Origin of the sequence: Streptomyces sp. NPDC049887 (genome assembly GCF_040656535.1) — a bacterium.
Taxonomy (GTDB): domain Bacteria; phylum Actinomycetota; class Actinomycetes; order Streptomycetales; family Streptomycetaceae; genus Streptomyces.
Genome location: NZ_JBFAMM010000007.1, coordinates 166,764 through 183,128, shown reverse-complemented (window position 1 = coordinate 183,128; position 16,365 = coordinate 166,764). Strand labels below are relative to the sequence as shown.

14 protein-coding genes and 1 pseudogene are annotated in these 16,365 nt (G+C 72.1%); 3 read left to right on the top strand and 12 right to left on the bottom strand.

Annotated features, from left to right (window positions below; translation table 11 throughout):
• Positions 1 to 313: 313 nt before the first annotated feature.
• Positions 314 to 1,636 (bottom strand): PhoH family protein, encoded by a 1,323-nt coding sequence (locus tag AB0J10_RS11545; RefSeq protein WP_363060268.1) that lies wholly within the window; start codon positions 1,634 to 1,636, stop codon positions 314 to 316.
• A gap of 579 nt (positions 1,637 to 2,215) precedes the next feature.
• Entirely contained in the window at positions 2,216 to 2,977 is a 762-nt protein-coding gene (locus AB0J10_RS11540) for an isoprenyl transferase (protein ID WP_269728657.1), read from the bottom strand.
• A gap of 111 nt (positions 2,978 to 3,088) precedes the next feature.
• On the opposite strand from AB0J10_RS11540, the gene mgrA reads away from it, so the two are divergent.
• On the top strand, positions 3,089 to 4,126 hold the full coding sequence (gene mgrA, locus AB0J10_RS11535) for an L-glyceraldehyde 3-phosphate reductase (protein ID WP_363060266.1): 1,038 nt from the start codon (positions 3,089 to 3,091) through the stop codon (positions 4,124 to 4,126).
• Positions 4,127 to 4,489: 363 nt separating this feature from the next.
• Here the strand turns inward: mgrA and AB0J10_RS11530 are convergent, their stop codons facing one another.
• Together AB0J10_RS11530 and AB0J10_RS11525 are read right to left on the bottom strand one after the other, a co-directional pair.
• Positions 4,490 to 5,986: a DUF2079 domain-containing protein gene (locus AB0J10_RS11530; RefSeq protein ID WP_363060264.1), complete on the bottom strand. Its 1,497-nt coding sequence runs from the start codon at positions 5,984 to 5,986 to the stop codon at positions 4,490 to 4,492.
• 350 nt (positions 5,987 to 6,336) lie between these two features.
• Complete coding sequence (locus AB0J10_RS11525; RefSeq protein ID WP_363060531.1) at positions 6,337 to 7,260, bottom strand: A24 family peptidase; 924 nt, start codon at positions 7,258 to 7,260, stop codon at positions 6,337 to 6,339.
• Positions 7,261 to 7,372: 112 nt separating this feature from the next.
• On the opposite strand from AB0J10_RS11525, the gene AB0J10_RS11520 reads away from it, so the two are divergent.
• The gene (locus AB0J10_RS11520) at positions 7,373 to 7,744 is read left to right on the top strand and encodes a DUF192 domain-containing protein (protein ID WP_363060262.1); all 372 of its coding nucleotides are present in this window, start codon (positions 7,373 to 7,375) and stop codon (positions 7,742 to 7,744) included.
• A 35-nt stretch (positions 7,745 to 7,779) separates the two neighbouring features.
• Here the strand turns inward: AB0J10_RS11520 and AB0J10_RS11515 are convergent, their stop codons facing one another.
• The 3 genes from AB0J10_RS11515 to AB0J10_RS11505 all read right to left on the bottom strand — a co-directional run bounded on the left by AB0J10_RS11515 (position 7,780) and on the right by AB0J10_RS11505 (position 12,107).
• The gene (locus AB0J10_RS11515; RefSeq protein ID WP_363060260.1) at positions 7,780 to 8,940 is read right to left on the bottom strand and encodes a mannosyltransferase family protein; all 1,161 of its coding nucleotides are present in this window, start codon (positions 8,938 to 8,940) and stop codon (positions 7,780 to 7,782) included.
• 69 nt (positions 8,941 to 9,009) lie between these two features.
• Positions 9,010 to 9,738 (bottom strand): Imm52 family immunity protein, encoded by a 729-nt coding sequence (locus tag AB0J10_RS11510; RefSeq protein WP_363060258.1) that lies wholly within the window; start codon positions 9,736 to 9,738, stop codon positions 9,010 to 9,012.
• 17 nt (positions 9,739 to 9,755) lie between these two features.
• Complete coding sequence (locus AB0J10_RS11505; RefSeq protein WP_363060256.1) at positions 9,756 to 12,107, bottom strand: Tox-REase-5 domain-containing protein; 2,352 nt, start codon at positions 12,105 to 12,107, stop codon at positions 9,756 to 9,758.
• Between the two features lie 213 nt (positions 12,108 to 12,320).
• Between AB0J10_RS11505 and AB0J10_RS11500 the strand changes: the two are divergent.
• Positions 12,321 to 12,563: pseudogene (locus AB0J10_RS11500) on the top strand (AraC family transcriptional regulator); the annotation flags it as partial.
• A gap of 56 nt (positions 12,564 to 12,619) precedes the next feature.
• On the opposite strand, the gene AB0J10_RS11495 reads toward AB0J10_RS11500, so the two are convergent.
• The 5 genes from AB0J10_RS11495 to AB0J10_RS11475 form a co-directional block, all read right to left on the bottom strand.
• On the bottom strand, positions 12,620 to 13,678 hold the full coding sequence (locus AB0J10_RS11495; protein ID WP_363060254.1) for a helix-turn-helix domain-containing protein: 1,059 nt from the start codon (positions 13,676 to 13,678) through the stop codon (positions 12,620 to 12,622).
• A gap of 445 nt (positions 13,679 to 14,123) precedes the next feature.
• Positions 14,124 to 14,786, bottom strand: a complete 663-nt coding sequence (locus tag AB0J10_RS11490) for an OmpA family protein (RefSeq protein ID WP_363060252.1) — start codon at positions 14,784 to 14,786, stop codon at positions 14,124 to 14,126.
• The gene (locus AB0J10_RS11485) at positions 14,786 to 15,379 is read right to left on the bottom strand and encodes a hypothetical protein (protein ID WP_363060250.1); all 594 of its coding nucleotides are present in this window, start codon (positions 15,377 to 15,379) and stop codon (positions 14,786 to 14,788) included. The genes AB0J10_RS11490 and AB0J10_RS11485 overlap by 1 nt, the downstream gene beginning before the upstream one ends.
• Before the next feature lie 31 nt (positions 15,380 to 15,410).
• Positions 15,411 to 15,995 carry a pilus assembly protein TadG-related protein gene (locus tag AB0J10_RS11480; protein ID WP_363060248.1) on the bottom strand — a complete coding sequence of 195 codons (585 nt, stop codon included), beginning with the start codon at positions 15,993 to 15,995 and terminating at the stop codon, positions 15,411 to 15,413.
• Positions 15,995 to 16,228 carry a hypothetical protein gene (locus AB0J10_RS11475; protein WP_363060246.1) on the bottom strand — a complete coding sequence of 78 codons (234 nt, stop codon included), beginning with the start codon at positions 16,226 to 16,228 and terminating at the stop codon, positions 15,995 to 15,997. The genes AB0J10_RS11480 and AB0J10_RS11475 overlap by 1 nt, the downstream gene beginning before the upstream one ends.
• Positions 16,229 to 16,365: the final 137 nt, after the last annotated feature.

The window sequence follows — 16,365 nt, the reverse complement described above, 5'->3', positions numbered from 1 at the left end:
AGGTCACGGGAGGCACGGGCCCGGTGGGCGCTCCTTTGCGGGAGTGCCGCGTGGTGCTCGGGCGGCATACGGCGGCGTCTGTGGAGTTGTGTGGTGCCGCGCCCCTGAGGGTGCAGCTGTGCCGTATGCGGGGCCTGACGGAACCCAGACTCTGCCGGAAGCCGATGCCGCAAGGCAATTCATGGCTGCGTGTGAAAGCTCACACCTCGTTTGTCCCAGGAGTTTTCTGGAAAGAGCGGCACGGCACGACGCCGCCCGGCTAAGCTCCTTCGCTTCGCCGGGCGGCGTCAACTCCCAAGCCGGACAGCTCCCGTCAGATCGGCCCGTCCTCCAGCATTTCGGTCACCAGCGCGGCGATCTGCGACCTCTCGGACCGGGTGAGCGTGACGTGCGCGAAGAGCGGATGACCCTTCAGCTTCTCCACGACGGCGACGACCCCGTCGTACCGGCCGACACGCAGATTGTCCCTTTGCGCCACGTCATGGGTCAGTACGACCCGCGAGTTGGCCCCGATACGGGACAGAACGGTCAGGAGGACGTTCCGCTCCAGGGACTGCGCCTCGTCGACGATGACGAACGCGTCGTGCAGCGAGCGCCCGCGGATATGGGTCAGCGGCAGCACCTCGAGCATGCCCCGGCCCAGGACCTCCTCGATGACCTCGCGGCCGGCCACCGCGGAGAGCGTGTCGAAGACCGCCTGCGCCCAGGGGCTCATCTTCTCGGCCTCGGTGCCCGGCAGATAGCCCAGTTCCTGCCCGCCCACCGCGTACAGCGGCCGGAAGACCATCACCTTCTGGTGCTGCCGGCGCTCCAGGACGGCCTCCAGACCGGCGCAGAGCGCGAGCGCGGACTTGCCGGTGCCCGCCCGGCCACCCATGGAGACGATGCCGACGTCGGGGTCGAGCAGCAGATCGAGGGCGATGCGCTGCTCGGCGCTGCGGCCGCGGATCCCGAAGGCCTCACGGTCGCCGCGGACCAGCCGGACGTTTCCGTCGGAGGCGACCCGGCCGAGGGCCTTGCCCCGCTCCGACTGGAGGACGAGCCCGGTGTGGACGGGCAGATCGGACGCCTCCGGCACGTACAGGTGTTCTTCCTCGAAGAGGATGTCCACCTGCTCCGCGGACAGGGCCAGTTCGGACATACCGGTCCAACCGGAATCCGTGACCGCGAGCTCCGCACGGTACTCCTCGGCGAGGAGGCCGACGGAGGACGCCTTGATGCGCAGCGGCAGGTCCTTGGAGACGACGGTGACGTCGTACCCCTCCGCCTGGAGGTTCCGTGCCACCGCGAGGATCCGTGAGTCGTTGTCACCCAGCCGGTAGCCGGCGGGAAGCACCCCGGGGTCCGAGTGGTTGAGCTCGACGCGCAGCGTGCCGCCGAGGTCGCCCATCGGGAGGGGTGCGTCCAGGCGGCCGTACCGGACCCGGTAGTCGTCGAGCAGGCGCAGCGCCTGCCGGGCGAAGTAACCGAGCTCCGGGTGGTGCCTCTTGGCCTCCAGCTCCGTCACGACGACGATCGGGAGCACCACCTCGTGCTCGTCGAAACGCGAGACGGCGTTGGGGTCGGCCAGCAGGACGCTGGTGTCGAGAACGTAGGTGCGCCTGTCGGACATGCGGCGCTTTGTGCTGTTCACCACGGAAGGACGTACCCCCTCGGCTGAGATCGGGGTGCGACGGCGTCGCGGACTGGGGGTCTCCCCACCGAAAGGCAGGGGACGGGACCGGTGTCCGGCCACGATGCACGGGCCGGGCACCGGCCCCCCGTTCCTTCCGTGCTGGCCGCACGGTCGTCCTGGCGCAAAGGGCCTCCCGGGCGAGCGGCTCGGTGCCGCGCGCTGTAGAACGGCATCCGGAGCGGGTGTCCGGATGTCGACCTGTCAGGGATATTCCCTCGAACAAGCAAGGCCATGCCATGGCATATGACGACGCGTCGATGAACATGCGGTGACCACGCCCGGGGCCGCGCCCACGGACGCGCGAACGCCACCCGTTCGGCTCCTTGCCCCTGGACCGAACGTGCGACCGGTCGTCAAGATCCCGCCACCCGACCACGGAGCTCCACCGCGGTGCGGGACCGCACGCACTCGAACGGGGACGCACGCCCGGGACCTGTCGCGAACGGGGATGCACGCCGCTCGGGCGGCGGCGCGACCGGGCCGCGGACTTCCCGGGCGATCGGACCGTCCCCGGACTGCCTCCGGCGGGGCCTCCCGCCCTCAGGCGCCGTAGCGGCGGTGGCGTGCCGCGTAGTCGCGGAGGGCGCGGAGGAAGTCGACCTTGCGGAAGGCCGGCCAGAAGACCTCGCAGAAGTAGTACTCGGAGTGGGCGCTCTGCCAGAGCATGAAACCCGACAGGCGCTGCTCGCCGCTCGTGCGGATCACCAGGTCCGGGTCGGGCTGTCCGCGCGTGTAGAGGTGGGACGCGATCATGTCGGTGTCGACGATCTCCGCGAGTTCCTCGAAGGTCGTCCCCTTGGCCGCGTGCTCGTTCAGCAGGGAGCGCACCGCGTCCGCGATCTCCTGGCGGCCGCCGTAACCGACCGCGACGTTGACCAGTATCCCGTCGACGCCGACCGTCGACTGCTCCGCCTCCTTGAGGACGGACTGGGTCCTGGCGGGAAGCAGGTCCATGGTCCCCACGTGGTGCACCCGCCACCGGCCGTCGGCGGCCAGATTGCGCACGGTGTTCTCGATGATGCCGAGCAGCGGACGCAGCTCCTCCTCCGGACGGTCGAAGTTGTCCGTGGACAGCATCCAGAGGGTGACGACCTCGACGTCCGTCTCGGCGCACCAGCCCAGCAGCTCGGAGATCTTGTCGGCCCCGGCCTGGTGTCCCTCCGCGGCCGTGCCGCCCGACGCCTTGGCCCAGCGGCGGTTGCCGTCCAGGATGACGCCGATGTGCTTGGGCACCTGGGCGTGGTCGAGGCGGCCCTCCACCCGGCGTGCGTAGAGCCCGTACACCAGGTCGCGCAGGTTCACAGTCCTTAACCCCTCCGTGCTGTGGCTGACCCCCGACGCCCGTCACACTACTGCGGAGCGGCCGAACGCACCCAACCCGGTCTGTCACAAGTCCGTGATAGGGAGGGAAGCGTGAACGACTCCCCCTATTACCGTGCAGCCGAGAACCGCTACGACTCGATGGAGTACCGCCGCACCGGCCGCAGCGGGCTCAAGCTCCCCGCGATCTCCCTCGGCCTCTGGCACAACTTCGGCGACGACCGCACGCTCGCCTCGCAGCGGGCGATCCTGCGCCGCGCCTTCGACCTCGGAGTGACGCACTTCGACCTGGCGAACAACTACGGGCCGCCCCCCGGCTCGGCCGAGCTGAACTTCGGCAAGCTGTTCGCCCAGGACTTCGCCCCGTACCGGGACGAACTCATCGTTTCCACCAAGGCCGGCTATCTGATGCACCCCGGCCCCTACGGCGAATGGGGCTCCCGCAAGTACCTGATGTCCTCCCTGGACGCCTCCCTGAAGAGGATGGGTCTGGACTACGTCGACATCTTCTACTCGCACCGCTTCGACCCGCACACCCCGCTGGAGGAGACGATGGGCGCCCTGGCGTCCGCCGTCCAGCAGGGCAAGGCGCTCTACGCGGGCGTGTCCTCCTACAACGCCGAGCAGACCGCCGAGGCGGCCGGGCTGCTGAAGGAGATGGGCGTCCCGGCCCTCATCCACCAGCCGTCCTACTCGATGATCAACCGCTGGACCGAGGACGACGGGCTCCTCGACACGCTCGAGGCGGCCGGCATGGGCTGCATCTCCTTCGCGCCGCTCGCCCAGGGGCTCCTGACCGGCAAGTACCTCACCGGCATCCCGGAGGGCTCGCGGGCGGCGCAGGGCAAGTCCCTCGACCCGGGCCTGCTCTCCGACGAGGTGCTGCGCCGGCTGCTGGGCCTGAACGAGATCGCCCAGCGGCGCGGTCAGTCGCTGGCCCAGCTGGCGCTCAGCTGGGTGCTGCGCGACGACCGGATGACGTCGGCGCTGATCGGCGCGAGCAGTGTCGGGCAGCTGGAGGAGAACGTGGCCGCGTTGCAGGCCGCACCGCTCACCGGCGAGGAGTTGAAGGAGATCGACGTCTTCGCGGTGGACACCGCCGGGACGAACATCTGGGCCGGTCGCAGCTGATCCGCCGCCCGCTCGCCGCGGGCAGAGAAAACGGGCCGGTCCGTGGGGGGGATACGGACCGGCCCGAGGGGGGGTTTCCACCATAACCCTTCGTGAGGGCAGGCGCGTGCCGCGGCATGCCGCAACTACTCTCCGAAATCGCACGACTGCGGTACGGAAGGGGAAAGGGCCTGGGCAGGGGCCGTACCGGGCCGCCGCTCCCGGCCCCGGCCGTACTCCCCACGGGGGACCCCGGGGATGGGGCACCCGGTTGACGCGCCCGGGGGAGGAACCGGCCCGCGGGCGGCGAGCAGGCCAGGAGGCGGCGAGCGGACGGCATCCCGGCGGTGGACGCCGCCCGGGGTGGACCCTGACCGCCGGCACTCATCGCGTGCGCCTCAGCAGGGTGATGCCTTCGCGTGCCGCGACGCGCTCGTAGCCGTACGTCCGTTGTGCCGCGTCGAGTTCGGCCTGCTGCTGCTCGGGCGGATAGGGCCAGTGACCCGTCTTGTACGGCCACGCCTCCGGGGCCTGTGCGTCGTGGATGATCCATTCCGCGGTGGGCCTGGGCAGCCGCTTCCGGTCGTACTCGTACAGATGCCCTTCGACGGGCCAGGTCGGGAAGAGCACGACGTCGCACCGGGAGGTGAGCTGGGGGACGAGCCGGTTGGAGGCGGCCACCGTCGCCCCGTCCGGGATCCGCTGCAGCAGCGCACGGGCGGCCTCGACGTGGGGGGTGGTGCGCCAGGTGGCCCGCTGCGCCAGCTGGGCCAGCGGGAAGGACGGCAGCATGACCACCGTCACGGCCAGGACCGTGACCAGGGAGGCGCGGACATGGCGGGCCGCGAGCGGATCGCCGGCCCGCCGGTAGCGCCCGAGGGCGTCGACGAGCCCGGCGAGGACCACCGGCATCAGGACGGCGCTGTAGTGGAAGGCGGTCCCCCAGTGGAAGGCGTTCTCCGACAGCATCCGCCAGGCGAGCGTCGGCACGGCGATCAGCGACAGCGGTGACCGCAGGGCGAGCAGGGCACTCGGGGCGAAGACGAGCACGAGCGTCATGGCCTTCACGTCCGGACGGAGCGCGTCGAGCGGTGCGAAGGCCATCGTGGCCAGGAGCGAGCCGTGCCCGTCGGTGAGGTTGCCCCCGTGGGCGTACCCGCCGCCGGGGTGGAAGGCGGGCAGCAGCAGCTTGATCTCGATCGCGCTGCCGACGAGCCCGGCCGCGGCCGTCGCGATCCCCAGCCTCCGGGGCCCCTTCCACGCCACGTACGCGCCGACCGCCGCGAGGGTCAGCCCCAGGTCCTCCTTGATCAGCAGCAGTGGAGCGGCCCAGGCGACGGCCCGCCCCCAGCGTCGCCGGCCGAGCGCCTCGAGGGCGAAGGCCAGGAGCGGTACGGCGAGGGCCACCTCGTGGAAGTCGAAGGCGGCCGCCGAGGCGATGCCCCAGCTAGCGCCGTAACCGAAGGCGACGACGTGCGCGGCGCGGCGGCCGAGCGTCCGCACCGCCCAGCGGGCGAGCGGCACGACGGCGACGGCGAGGAGGACGGACTGGGCCAGGAGCAGACAGAGCGGGGACGGCCAGAGCCCGTAGAGCGGGGCGAGCGCGGCGACCAGCGGGTGGAAGTGGTCGCCGAGCAGATTGAAGCCCTCGCCGCGCAACGGGACGACGGGGGCCTGGAGTTGGGCGTAGGCGCGTACGGCCTGTTCGAAGATGCCGAGGTCGTACCCCGTGGTGCGCAGGAGCTGGTGGCGGCGCACGGCGACGGTCGCGTAGAGCAGGGACAGGACCGCCGCCCAGCCCCAGGGGAGGAGGGCGACGGCGGGACCTTCCGCCGGCCGGGCGTCCGCGGAAGCCGGGAGCGGCTTCGTCTGCGCACGCAAGACCGTTAGATTGTCAAAGAATGTCCGCATACGTCCGCATGCTAGAGGCCGTCGCTGGCAGCGCCGTCCACATGACCTGGGATCTCCCCCTCGTGGCGGTCACCCGTGGACCTCGTGACGGTCGTCGTGGACATCGGGATCGCCCCTTCCCGGACGCCGACGGCCGGCCCCCGGCGCGCGTCCCGGCACGACGGACGTGTCTGCGCGCGTGGGGCCCGACCGGTGCGCTGCGGTCGCCCCGTGCCGTCCGCATCGCGGCACCGTGGCGGTCGTCCCCAGGAGCCGGTCGGACCCGCGGCTCGGGGCCGAGCCGGTCGGGGCCGAGCCGGTCGGGACCGAGCTGGTCGCGACTAGACGGACAACGCCCCCAGCAGCAGCCCGATCAGCGTTCCCGAGATCATGAACGGGCCGAAGGGAATCGCCGTCCCGCGCCCCGCCCCGCGGAGGACGACGAGGCCGAGCCCGTAGAACGCTCCCAGCAGGAACCCCGCGAAGGCGCCGACGAACAGCACCTCCCAGCCGTACCAGCCGAGCGCCACCCCGAGCGACAGGGCCAGCTTCACATCGCCGAACCCCATGCCGTTCGGGTTGACCAGGAAGAGCACGAGGTACGCGGCACCGAGCACAAGTCCTCCGAGCAGCGCGACCGGCCATGATCCCCCGGCACCGGGGAGCAGCGCCGCACCGCCGAGCAGCACGGCCGCCGCGGCGGCCAACGGAAGCGTCAACCGGTCCGGGAGCCGTTGGACGTTGAGGTCGACGAGGGCGAGCAGTACGGCGACGGGCGCGAGCAGCAGCCATGCGGCCAGCTCCGGGCGGGGCCCGACGGCCGCGGCGAGCGCGGCGCAGGCGAGCGCGGCGACCACGGGCACGACGGACGACGGCCGGTACGGGACCGGCTCCCGGACGGCGGCGACGGGCGAGCCCCTGCCGCCACGCTCGGCCACGGCTGCCGGCCCTCCCGCGCCGCCCCGCTCGTTCGTGCCCGGCCGGTCCGCCGCCCCCTGCTCGCCCGGCACTTCGTGCGCGCCGGACCCGGTCGCCGCCCCGGCGGCGACCGGCGCGGGCGGCACGGACCCGGGCGGCACCGCACAGCCGGTGCAGCGGGCCGTCCCCAGCCAGCCCTGCACGGGCCCGGTGATCGGATGACCGGCGGGACAGGCGTCCCGCCACGGATCCTCGGGTTCGACGGACATCCGGTAGGCGGGGCGCAGCACGAACACCCCGGCCGCGGCCCCCCAGAGGGCGGCGGCGGCGATCAGCGCGAGGCGCACGTACTCCACGGTCCGACCCTAGGACCGCGAGGCCCAGGGGTCATGGGCCCACGGGCCCACTCTCCGGCGTCCGGGGCCCATGACGACCCGACTCCCACTACGGTCAGGGCACATGGGCGGATGGCAGGACGGCAAGGGCACGCTGACGGTCCCCGGCCGGGAGGACCCGGTCGAGCTGCTGGTCGCCGCGTCGTACGGGACACGGTACCGAGGTCTGCTGGGCCGTGACGGCCTGGACGGCGCGCTCATGCTGACGCCGTGCACGAGCGTGCACACCTTCCGGATGCGCTTCGCCATCGACGTGGCGTACCTCGACAGGGAACTGCGCGTCCTCGACGTCCACACGATGCGCCCGGGGCGGCTGGGGCTGCCGAGGCTGCGCAGCCGCCATGTCCTGGAGGCCGAGGCGGGGGCGATGGCGCAGTGGGGCGTGCGGCCGGGCGTCCGGCTCGCGATCTGCGGGCCGGGTCGCGGGGCGCCCTGACCCGTGGGCGTCACGCCGGGGCCGGGAGCACCGGCTCAGGGCGGTCCCGAACCGAGCAGCGTGAACGCCCCGTAAGCCCCCGAGGCGACGGCGAGGAGCGCCACCACCACCGCGGCCGTCGTCCGGCGGGCCGGCCGCGCCAGCGCGACCGCCGCGGGCAGCAAGAGCGGGAAGGCGGGCATGATCAGCCGTGGGCGGGAGCCGAAGTACGCGGCGCCGATCAGTGAGATGACGACGATCCCCGCTGCGTACACCAGCAGCGGCAGCGGCTGGCGCTGCTTCACGCACAGCCACACCACCCAGAGGAGCAGCCCGATCACGGCGACGAGACCGATGCCGGCGAGCGGGGCGGGGCCGCTCAACTGCGCGCCGACGAAGCGGGCGAGTGCCACCCCGCCGTCGATGTTGTTGCCCCACGCGGCCTGGACGTCGAAGTATGCCGTGGGGCTGCCCTGGCGCACGGCCACGAAGACGACGTACCCCAGCCATCCGAGCGGCGCGACGACCACGCCCACGACCGTCCGCCACGTCAGGTCCCTCCTGAACAGCCGCACGAGCCCGGTGACCCCGACGGCGGCGACGAGCGCGGCGGCCGAGGGCCGGGTGAGCCCTGCCAGTGCGCAGAGCGTCCCCGCGGTGATCCAGCGGTCGGTCAGCACGGCGTACAGCGACCAGGCGGCCAGCGCGGTGAACAGCGTCTCGGTGTACGCCATCGACTGCACGAAGGCGGTCGGGTACACGCCCCACAGCACCGCCAGCAGCACCCCGGCCCGCTGCCCGGCCACCTGCGCGCCGACGGCGTAGACACCCCAGGCGGCGGCGAACGCCGCGATCCAGCCGATCACCAGTCCCGCCGTGGCGGCGCCGACCGGCAGCACCTCGGAGACCGCCCGCTCCAGCGCGGGCAGCAGCGGGAAGAAGGCCAGATCGGAGTGGACACTGCCGTCGGGGAGCGTCACGTCGTACCCGTATCCGTGCTCCGCGACCCTGACGTACCAGACGGAGTCCCAGCGCCCGTTCAACCGGTGCAGGGCGTCCTTGCCCTGCACCGCGGCGGCCACCGCGAGGATCGCCATCCCCAGCACCCGGACGGCCGCGTACCCCAGGAGTGCGGGGGCGGCACCGCGGGGCCCGGGCGGGACGGGCGCCCCGTGCGGACGAGTGCTTCGCGGCTCGGGAGCGGGCTGGTCGGACATGCGCACGATTATCGCCGCGGGGTGGCAGTGACCGCGCTCACGGTGCCGGGACGGCCTGCTGTGACGGGGTCACCACTTGGCGCGGTCGTACGGCACGGGCAGTTCCTGCAGGGCCCCGGCGGACCGAAGGACCCGGTTGGCCGTGAGGATCGTCTCCACGGCCGGATCCTCCTCCCCTCCCCGGGTGAGGTCGATGACCAGTCCGTCGTGCGCGGTGGGCGTGTACGTGCCAGGCAGCCCTTCCGGGGCCAGGGCCGCACGCCCGGCGGACAGATAGCCGGAGCGGCCGAAGCGGGGGGCGGAGTTCGGAAGGCCGAACTCGGTCCTCACCGCGGTGAACTGGGCCCGGGTGGCGGCCTGGCCGGAGTCGACGTCCCAGGACTCGGCGATGATCCGCAGGACGTCGGCGGTGCGCCGGCACACGGGCACCGACTCGTCGAGCGCGCGCGAGCGCAACGTCACGGCGACGGAGTTCGTCACGTACTCCGACGTCCCGCCGGCGTGGATCGCCACCGTCACCCGCGGCATTCCCGGGTTGCTCGTCAGGACGGACGTCGTGAACCCGATCTTCTCCGCGTCCGGTTCCCGGTTCTCCCGCTCGATGTAGTCGGCCAGCGCGGGCGCGGACGCCGGCAGCGGAGGCGCGGTCGTCACGTCGTCGGTCGCCTCGCGCCAGGCGCCGAAAGCCGCTCCGTCAACGGATTCGAGGGCCCGGAGGGTGTCCGCCCACCGCTCGGCGACCTGCCCGGCGGTCTCCCGGCGCGTTCCCCAGAATCCGTTGACGACGACGTTCAGCACGACGTGCTCCCTCTGCCTCAGCCGACCACGTTGCTCGGGGTGGACTCCACCGTAACGTCGATGCCCCGGGTCTCGAACATCTCCCGGGCCGCGTCCGCCACGTCGGGATCGGAGAAGTGCCACACCACGGGCTTGCCCCGGGCCGCGTCCACCTGCCGTTGCGCCTGCTTGGCCCAGCGGTTGGCGATGTCGGGCTTCAGCTCCCCCGCGTCGGCGTCGTAGTACTTCGGGCTGCGGTACCCGTACTTCGCCTCGAGAAAGGTCCCCTTCGCGGAGTCCCAACCGTCGAAGTTGACGGGCCTGCCGTCGAGTTCGTCGAGCGGGACCTGGTACTCCTTGCCCCGGTTCACCCCGGAGATCTGCTCCTGGTAGCGCGCGCCCATCTCGGACTCGTAGCTGAAGAGGGCGGGCTTGATGCGCTCCCACTTCCCGTCGCCGCCGTCCTTGGTACCGGCGCGCGGGTTCTTCAGGCTCTCGTACCACGGCGGCTTCGGCTGCTGCTGGGCCCGCTCCAGACCGGCCTTGCGCCTGGCCGCCTCGGCTGCCTTGCGCGCCTCCTCGGCCTGCTCGGCGGCTTCCTCGGCGGCCTGCTTCTTCTCCGGGTCGACCTCGTCGCACTTGCCGGCGAACAGCGCGACCGGTACGGCGGTCGGTCCGCCCGCGACGACTCCGGTGCCGCTGCCGGGCACGCCCGGCCCGCCGCCGTACGGGATGTGCGTCCGCGCGCCCATCCCGATGGTGCAGCCGGTGAGTCCCGCGTCCCGGGCTGCGTCGTCGGCGTGCCGCTGCGCTTCCCTGGCGGCCTGCTCGGCGCCGTCGACATCGCCGGCCCTGGCCGCCTTGCGGGCCTTCGCCGCGGCCTCGGACGCCTTCTGCGCGAGTTCGCCGACCTTGCCGAGTTTCCCGAGCTTGCCCAGTTTCCCGAGCTTGCCGACGAGCTTCGCCTCGCCGTAGCCCGGGATGAAGAGGGAGCCGACGTTCCAGAGGACCGTGCCGACCGCCTGGCCCTCGTCGCCCCGGTTCCACGTGTCGCGGACCTCGTCCCCGACGAACACGTCGTCGAGAACGGTCACTCCGGTGTTGACGGACGCCGAGCCCCAGTCCCAGAGGGCGCCCAGGTAGTCCCCCTCGGACCACCTGTCGCCCGCCCCCGCACTGTTTCCGAGCCACTGGTCGCCGAGCTGGGATCCGTAGTCCTTGATGCCTTCCCAGGCCTCGCCGGGATTGAGGATCGTCTCGAACGTGCCGGTGATGTCGCCCCAGAGGCCGTCCACGACGACGCCCTCGAAGAAGCCGCCGACCTGCTCGGCACCGCAGGAGAGGAAGGCGCCGATCCCGGAGGTGCAGCTCTCGCCGTCGTCCTCACCGTCACCGGCGTCCCCGCCGTCGACGTCGTCGAGGCCGTCGTCCGGCACACCCGGCTCGCCCGTCTCGTCGGTCTCGTCGTCCTCGTCGTAGACCGCTTCGTCGGCCGTCCCGGTCCCGCCGGTGCCGCCCGTGGCACCCGTGGCGCCGTTCGCACCGCCGGGGCCGCCCGTGCCGCCCGTGCCGCCACTGGCACTCGTACCGCCGTCCGCACCGCCGTGCGTGCCCTCGGGACCGCCCGCACCGCCGTCCGCACCGCCGTCCGCACCGCCGGATCCGCCCGTACCGCCGTGCGTGCCCTCGGGACCGCCCGCACCGCCGTCCGCACCGCCATCCGCACCGCCGGAGCCGCCCGTACCGCCGTGCGTGCCCTCGGTGTCGGCACCGGTGCCGCTGCCGTCGCCGGCTTCGACGTCCGCCGGGCCGCCGTCGTCACCCCCGCACGCCGTGCCGGTGATCTCGCAGACCGCGGACCGCAGCCCTCCGGCGATCCGGCCGCCGACCCCGGTGGCGACCAGTCCGACGACGACGGCCGCGACGAGCACGATGAGCCCGACGTACTCGGTGGCCGTCTGGCCGCCGTCCCTGCGCCACCTGATGAGGCGGGCGAGCTTCAGGGGCCTCCGCTCGACCCGGCGCGTACCGGGCAGGAGGAACCACTCGCGCACCGAGGGCCGGAACAGCAGCACGATCACGGCGACGGGGACGAGCAGTTGGGTCAGCCCCCGGCCACTGCCGTCGACGAGTGCGCTCAGCGCCCCGAACAGCAGCCACGCCTGCACCGCGAGCAGCGCCCGCCGCACCCACACACCACCGGTCCACACCCGCAGCGCGAGCAGGAATCCGGCCACTCCCGGAGCGGCGGCGTACACCAGAAGACCGAGGAGTTCCCCGTCGACCCCGTCCACGGCCGCGGCCGTCACGAGCAGACCGAGAGCCCCCAGCAGCGTGAGCCCGAACAGCGCGTGCAGCAGTACGAGCACGGCCTGCACGGCCCGCGGCATGGGCTGCCGCCCGTTCCCCCGGACGGGCGGAAACATCCCCGTCCCCATCCCTCCGGAAGCGCCCGCAGGCGCAACTCCCGCCGTTCCCCCACCGGTTGCAGCCATGCTCCGGAGGCTAGGGCCGCCCAGGAAGAACGGTCATGGGCCCGTGGACCCAAAGTCCGCAAGCACGTACGACTGGGCCCGCACCCGCCCGGGGCGGCGGACCGGATGCGCAGGGCGACCACGCACCGGACGTTCGCGGGCCGGCTCGCCGCGGACTTCCCGGACGTGGAGGTGGATCCCGGCGTCCTCTTCGTCGACGACGGCCGGACGCTCACCTCGGCGGGAATCGCGGCGGGACGCGACCTCTGTCCGCACACGGTCCGCCGCGACCACGGCGCGGCGACGGCTTCCCGAACCGCCCGGATGATCGTCATGGCCCCACGGCGCGCGGGTGAGCAGGCCCAACGGGTGGCGCTCCAGGGCCGAGGAGCGGTCTTCGGAACTGCCCGGTGCAGCCTTCTGACGCCTCAGACCTCCCGGCGCGGCCAGTCGAGCAGACGTGCTCCGATGACCGCCGTCTGCAGGGTGTAGCGGTGCACGGGATCACCCGGATCCGCGCCGGTCAGCCTGTGGATGCGGTCGAGCCGGTAGGTCAGCGCCCGCACACTGAGGTTGAGCCGGCGGGCCGCCTCGGCCGCCACACAGCCCGCGTCGAAGTACGCCGTGAGCGTGTCGAGCAACGGCAGAGCCCCGCCGCGGGCGTCCCTGAGCGGGCCGAGGACGCTGAGCACAAGGTCCGCCATCGCCTGCCGGTCGCGGGTCAGCACCGGATACACCAGCAGGTCCGAGGCCAGCAGCACCGGATCGTCCAGGCCCATGCGGTCGGCCAGGTCCAGGGCGTTCAGCGCCTCCTCGTAGGAGTGGACCACCCCGCCCGCGCCCGGATGGGGGCGTCCGACGGCCACCCGGCCGCCACCCGTCGCCCCGTACGCCTGCTTGGCGAAGTGGTTGAGCACGTCGGACTGGTCGCCCGGCGCGATGCAGATCAACCGGCCGTCCTTCGTGGTCAGGAGGATGCGGCGGTCCCCGAAGCGGGCGACGAGCGAGGTCTCGATCCGGCGGATGAGGGGATGGCCGTCGTCGTACGGCTCCGGGCCCTGGGCGACGGCCACCGCGTGGGCGTGGGAAAGCAGCAGCCCGAAGCGTACGGCCCGCTCGGCGAGCCGGCCGAGGTCGCTGCGACCGTAGAGCAGGTCGTCGACGAACTCACGGCGGGCCGCCTCCTCCTGGCGCACCGCGAGACGCTGTGCACGCTCGTGGCCCTCGGCGAAGGCGTCCACGGCCTGCTCGACCGCCGCGAGGAGGTGGTCGGCCGCGGCCCCCGTGAGTCCCGGCCGTATCGCCCGGGCGGCGGCAAGGTGGGCGTGCACCATCGTGCGCAGTCCGATACCCGCCTCCGCGGCCCGTTCCCCCTGGCCGCGGAGTGATGCCAGTTCGTCGCGGGTGAGCCTCCGGCCGGTGGCGCAGGCCCCCGCCAGCGCCTCGGCGTACCCCTCCAGATACGACGCGGTCTCCTGCACGGTCATGATCGATTCCCCCCGCTCGCCGGCACGCCGACGACGATTCCTGCTGCCGGCGTCCGGATCGGCTCCGGAGAGCAGAGACGGCTGACGCCCGGCGAACGACGTCCGGCATCAAGGATACGTAAATATTGCCGGTGATCGGCAATGCGTACGCCGCCACGAGGCTGGGAGGATCGGGCCACGCGGGGGAGGGCGAGGAAGAGCGAGACACTGCCTGCCGGAACCGGGAAACGGGGGAGCCGGGTTCGGTTGCCGGGCCACGACTGACGGCCGTGGGCCGGCCGGCGGGCGGGCTCGGTCCTCCTCGCCCGCGCCGACAGGTCCGGTCTTCGCCTGCCGCTGCTTCGCGGCGACCGACGCGGGAAGTCCCGTGGTGGACGTCGGGCATGACGTCCACCACGGGACTTCGAGCAGCCGGCAGCGGAACCCAGTGCGCCGGGCCCCGGCCTCAGCCCTGCGAGGCGCCACCCTCGCCGCGCGGGAAGGAGACCTCCACCCGGCGGTTCTTCTTGCGGCCTTCCTCACTGCTGTTGTCGGCGATCGGGTACTGCTCGCCGTAGCCACGGATCTCGTAACTGATCCCCGAGCCCGCCAACTGCTGGGAGAGCACCCTGTGCACGGCGTCCGCCCGCTGCTTGGACAACACGTCACCGTGCGCGGCCGAGCCGAGGTTGTCGGTGAAGCCGAAGACGCGGACCTTCTTGGCCCCCTGCTTGCGGATCTCGGACGCGATCTCGGCGATACGGGCATTGGCGGCGCCGGAGAGCTTGGCGCTGTCCTTGCCGAAGAGCACCTCCGCCTGCAGCGCGAACTTCAGGTTGGAGCTGGTCTCCTCACGGCGCTCCTCACCGCCTTCGGACTCGACGACGGAGACGATGTCGAGCACCCGGGCGGGCGCGAGGGTCGCGCCGTCGCGGAGCTTCAGGCCCGGCGAGTTCCCGTCGACCTCGGGCGGCGGCGAGGTCGACTCGGTACCCGGCGGCGTCCCCGGGGCGGGCGTCTCATCGGCCCAGGCACCACCGGCGACGGTGAACTGCATGCCGGCGACGAGCGCGGCTGAGAGGAGGGTTGATGCCGCGGCCCTGCGGGAGCGGGACATGGTGGCGGCCATCAGGAGATCTCAATCGTGGCGGTGGGCATGGCCGGAACCTGGATGTCGACCTGGGAAGTCGAGTCAGGCGGTGACGGGAACTGGGCGAAGAATGCAACCGACGCACCCGCATCGACGTTGAAGATCCCGGTGGTCGTCAGCGGATAGCCCTCCGTGTCGCGCAGGACGTAGTAACGCTTCTTGCCGACCTTGTCGACTAGCGTGATCCCACCGAGTGACCGACCCGTGCGACGCACCTGGTTCTCCTGACCGTTCCACTCGATCGGGGCGACCGCCCGTTTTCCGCTGGTGTTATTGATGGCTCCCGTCACGGTCAGGAAACCGCCGTCCTCACGGGTGGCGGTGTGGACGATGATCTGAAAGCCGTTGGTGCCGTTGATGGTTGCCAGCGTCTTGCTGGTATCCGGCACGTTGTTGCCGCCGTCGTTCTGGGGCTTGCTGTTCCCCGTGGCCGCAGGCGCCGAACTGCTCCCCTTGTCCTTCGCCGACCCTCCGTCGTCCCCACCGCAGGCGGTGAGCGAAAGGGTCAGCCCTGTCGCGAGGAGAGCGACGGTCGCCGCCCTGCGCGTGGTCACTCCGGGCCGGATACTCATGCGTGTCATTCCTTCTGCGTTCGTTTCGCGGTCAGTTCTCGGTCAGCCGGATGTCGAAGAGGTCAGGCCCGTCCGGCGGAGGACCTTCGCCCACCAACCAGGGAACCGTCCCCTCGCACGTCAACGTCCCCAGCGGCTTGGGGACCGGCTTGTAGAGGCATCGGGACATGAGTTCGGCCGTGGCCCCGGCCGTCGCCTTCTTCGTCTCGGTCCCCGGCAGGACGGTGTCCCCGACCGGCTTCCTCGTCTCGACCTCGACGGTGAACGCCCAACCGCCGTTGAAAGCCGGGCTGCAGCCCCCCGGCTTCACGACGGTGTCGTTCTGCTGTGCCATGGGGTAGGCCGCCTCGCAACCCCGAAAACTTCCGAACTGACCCAGATTGAAGATCGCCGTCAGAAGCGCCGGGTTGGGGGTGGCCAGCAGCTCCAGCTCGAACTGGTCCCGAGATTGCTTGGCCGCCGCAAGCGCGGCGGCATCGGCGCCCGTCTGCGCGCCATTGCGTGTGGCGCCGGCCTGACCGACCGCGAAAAACGCAAGCGCGAGAAAGAGCAGGCTCGCTACCACCACCACATAGGCGGGAGCGACCTGCCCTTTCTCGCGGACATCGAGCTGCATCAGCCGCCGATGATCTCGTTGACCGTGTTCGACAGACCGGTAGCGATGGACTCCGCCACGCCCGAACCCACCAGCGCCGCGATGATCAGCGCGACCAGCACGATCACGCCCACGTACTCGACGGCACCCTGGCCCTTGTCGCCGCGGCGCTGGATCGCCTCCGCGGTCGTCTTCGCCCAGCTGCCGATGTAGACGCGGGCGTTGGTCGCGGCCTTGAGAGTGATGTTCGACATGGTGTTCCCCTCCTGGTCCGGCCGGCCGCTTGCCGGCCGACTCGTACGAGTCCTCGGCGCCGCTCGCGCTTCCGGCTTCCTCCTGGCCGGTCTCGCTGGCGACATGGGAAACGTACGGGGGGAGAACTCCTCTCGGC

What these genes read in the sequence shown, in the direction of transcription:
- AB0J10_RS11485 (WP_363060250.1), bottom strand. Translation starts at nt 15,379, where the DNA reads ATGAGTATCCGGCCCGGAGTGACCACGCGCAGGGCGGCGACCGTCGCT.
- AB0J10_RS11495 (WP_363060254.1), bottom strand. Translation starts at nt 13,678, where the DNA reads ATGACCGTGCAGGAGACCGCGTCGTATCTGGAGGGGTACGCCGAGGCG.
- AB0J10_RS11475 (WP_363060246.1), bottom strand. Translation starts at nt 16,228, where the DNA reads ATGTCGAACATCACTCTCAAGGCCGCGACCAACGCCCGCGTCTACATC.
- AB0J10_RS11505 (WP_363060256.1), bottom strand. Translation starts at nt 12,107, where the DNA reads ATGCCGCGGGCCGTGCAGGCCGTGCTCGTACTGCTGCACGCGCTGTTC.
- AB0J10_RS11490 (WP_363060252.1), bottom strand. Translation starts at nt 14,786, where the DNA reads ATGGCCGCCACCATGTCCCGCTCCCGCAGGGCCGCGGCATCAACCCTC.
- AB0J10_RS11515 (WP_363060260.1), bottom strand. Translation starts at nt 8,940, where the DNA reads ATGTCCGACCAGCCCGCTCCCGAGCCGCGAAGCACTCGTCCGCACGGG.
- AB0J10_RS11480 (WP_363060248.1), bottom strand. Translation starts at nt 15,995, where the DNA reads ATGCAGCTCGATGTCCGCGAGAAAGGGCAGGTCGCTCCCGCCTATGTG.
- AB0J10_RS11520 (WP_363060262.1), top strand. Translation starts at nt 7,373, where the DNA reads ATGGGCGGATGGCAGGACGGCAAGGGCACGCTGACGGTCCCCGGCCGG.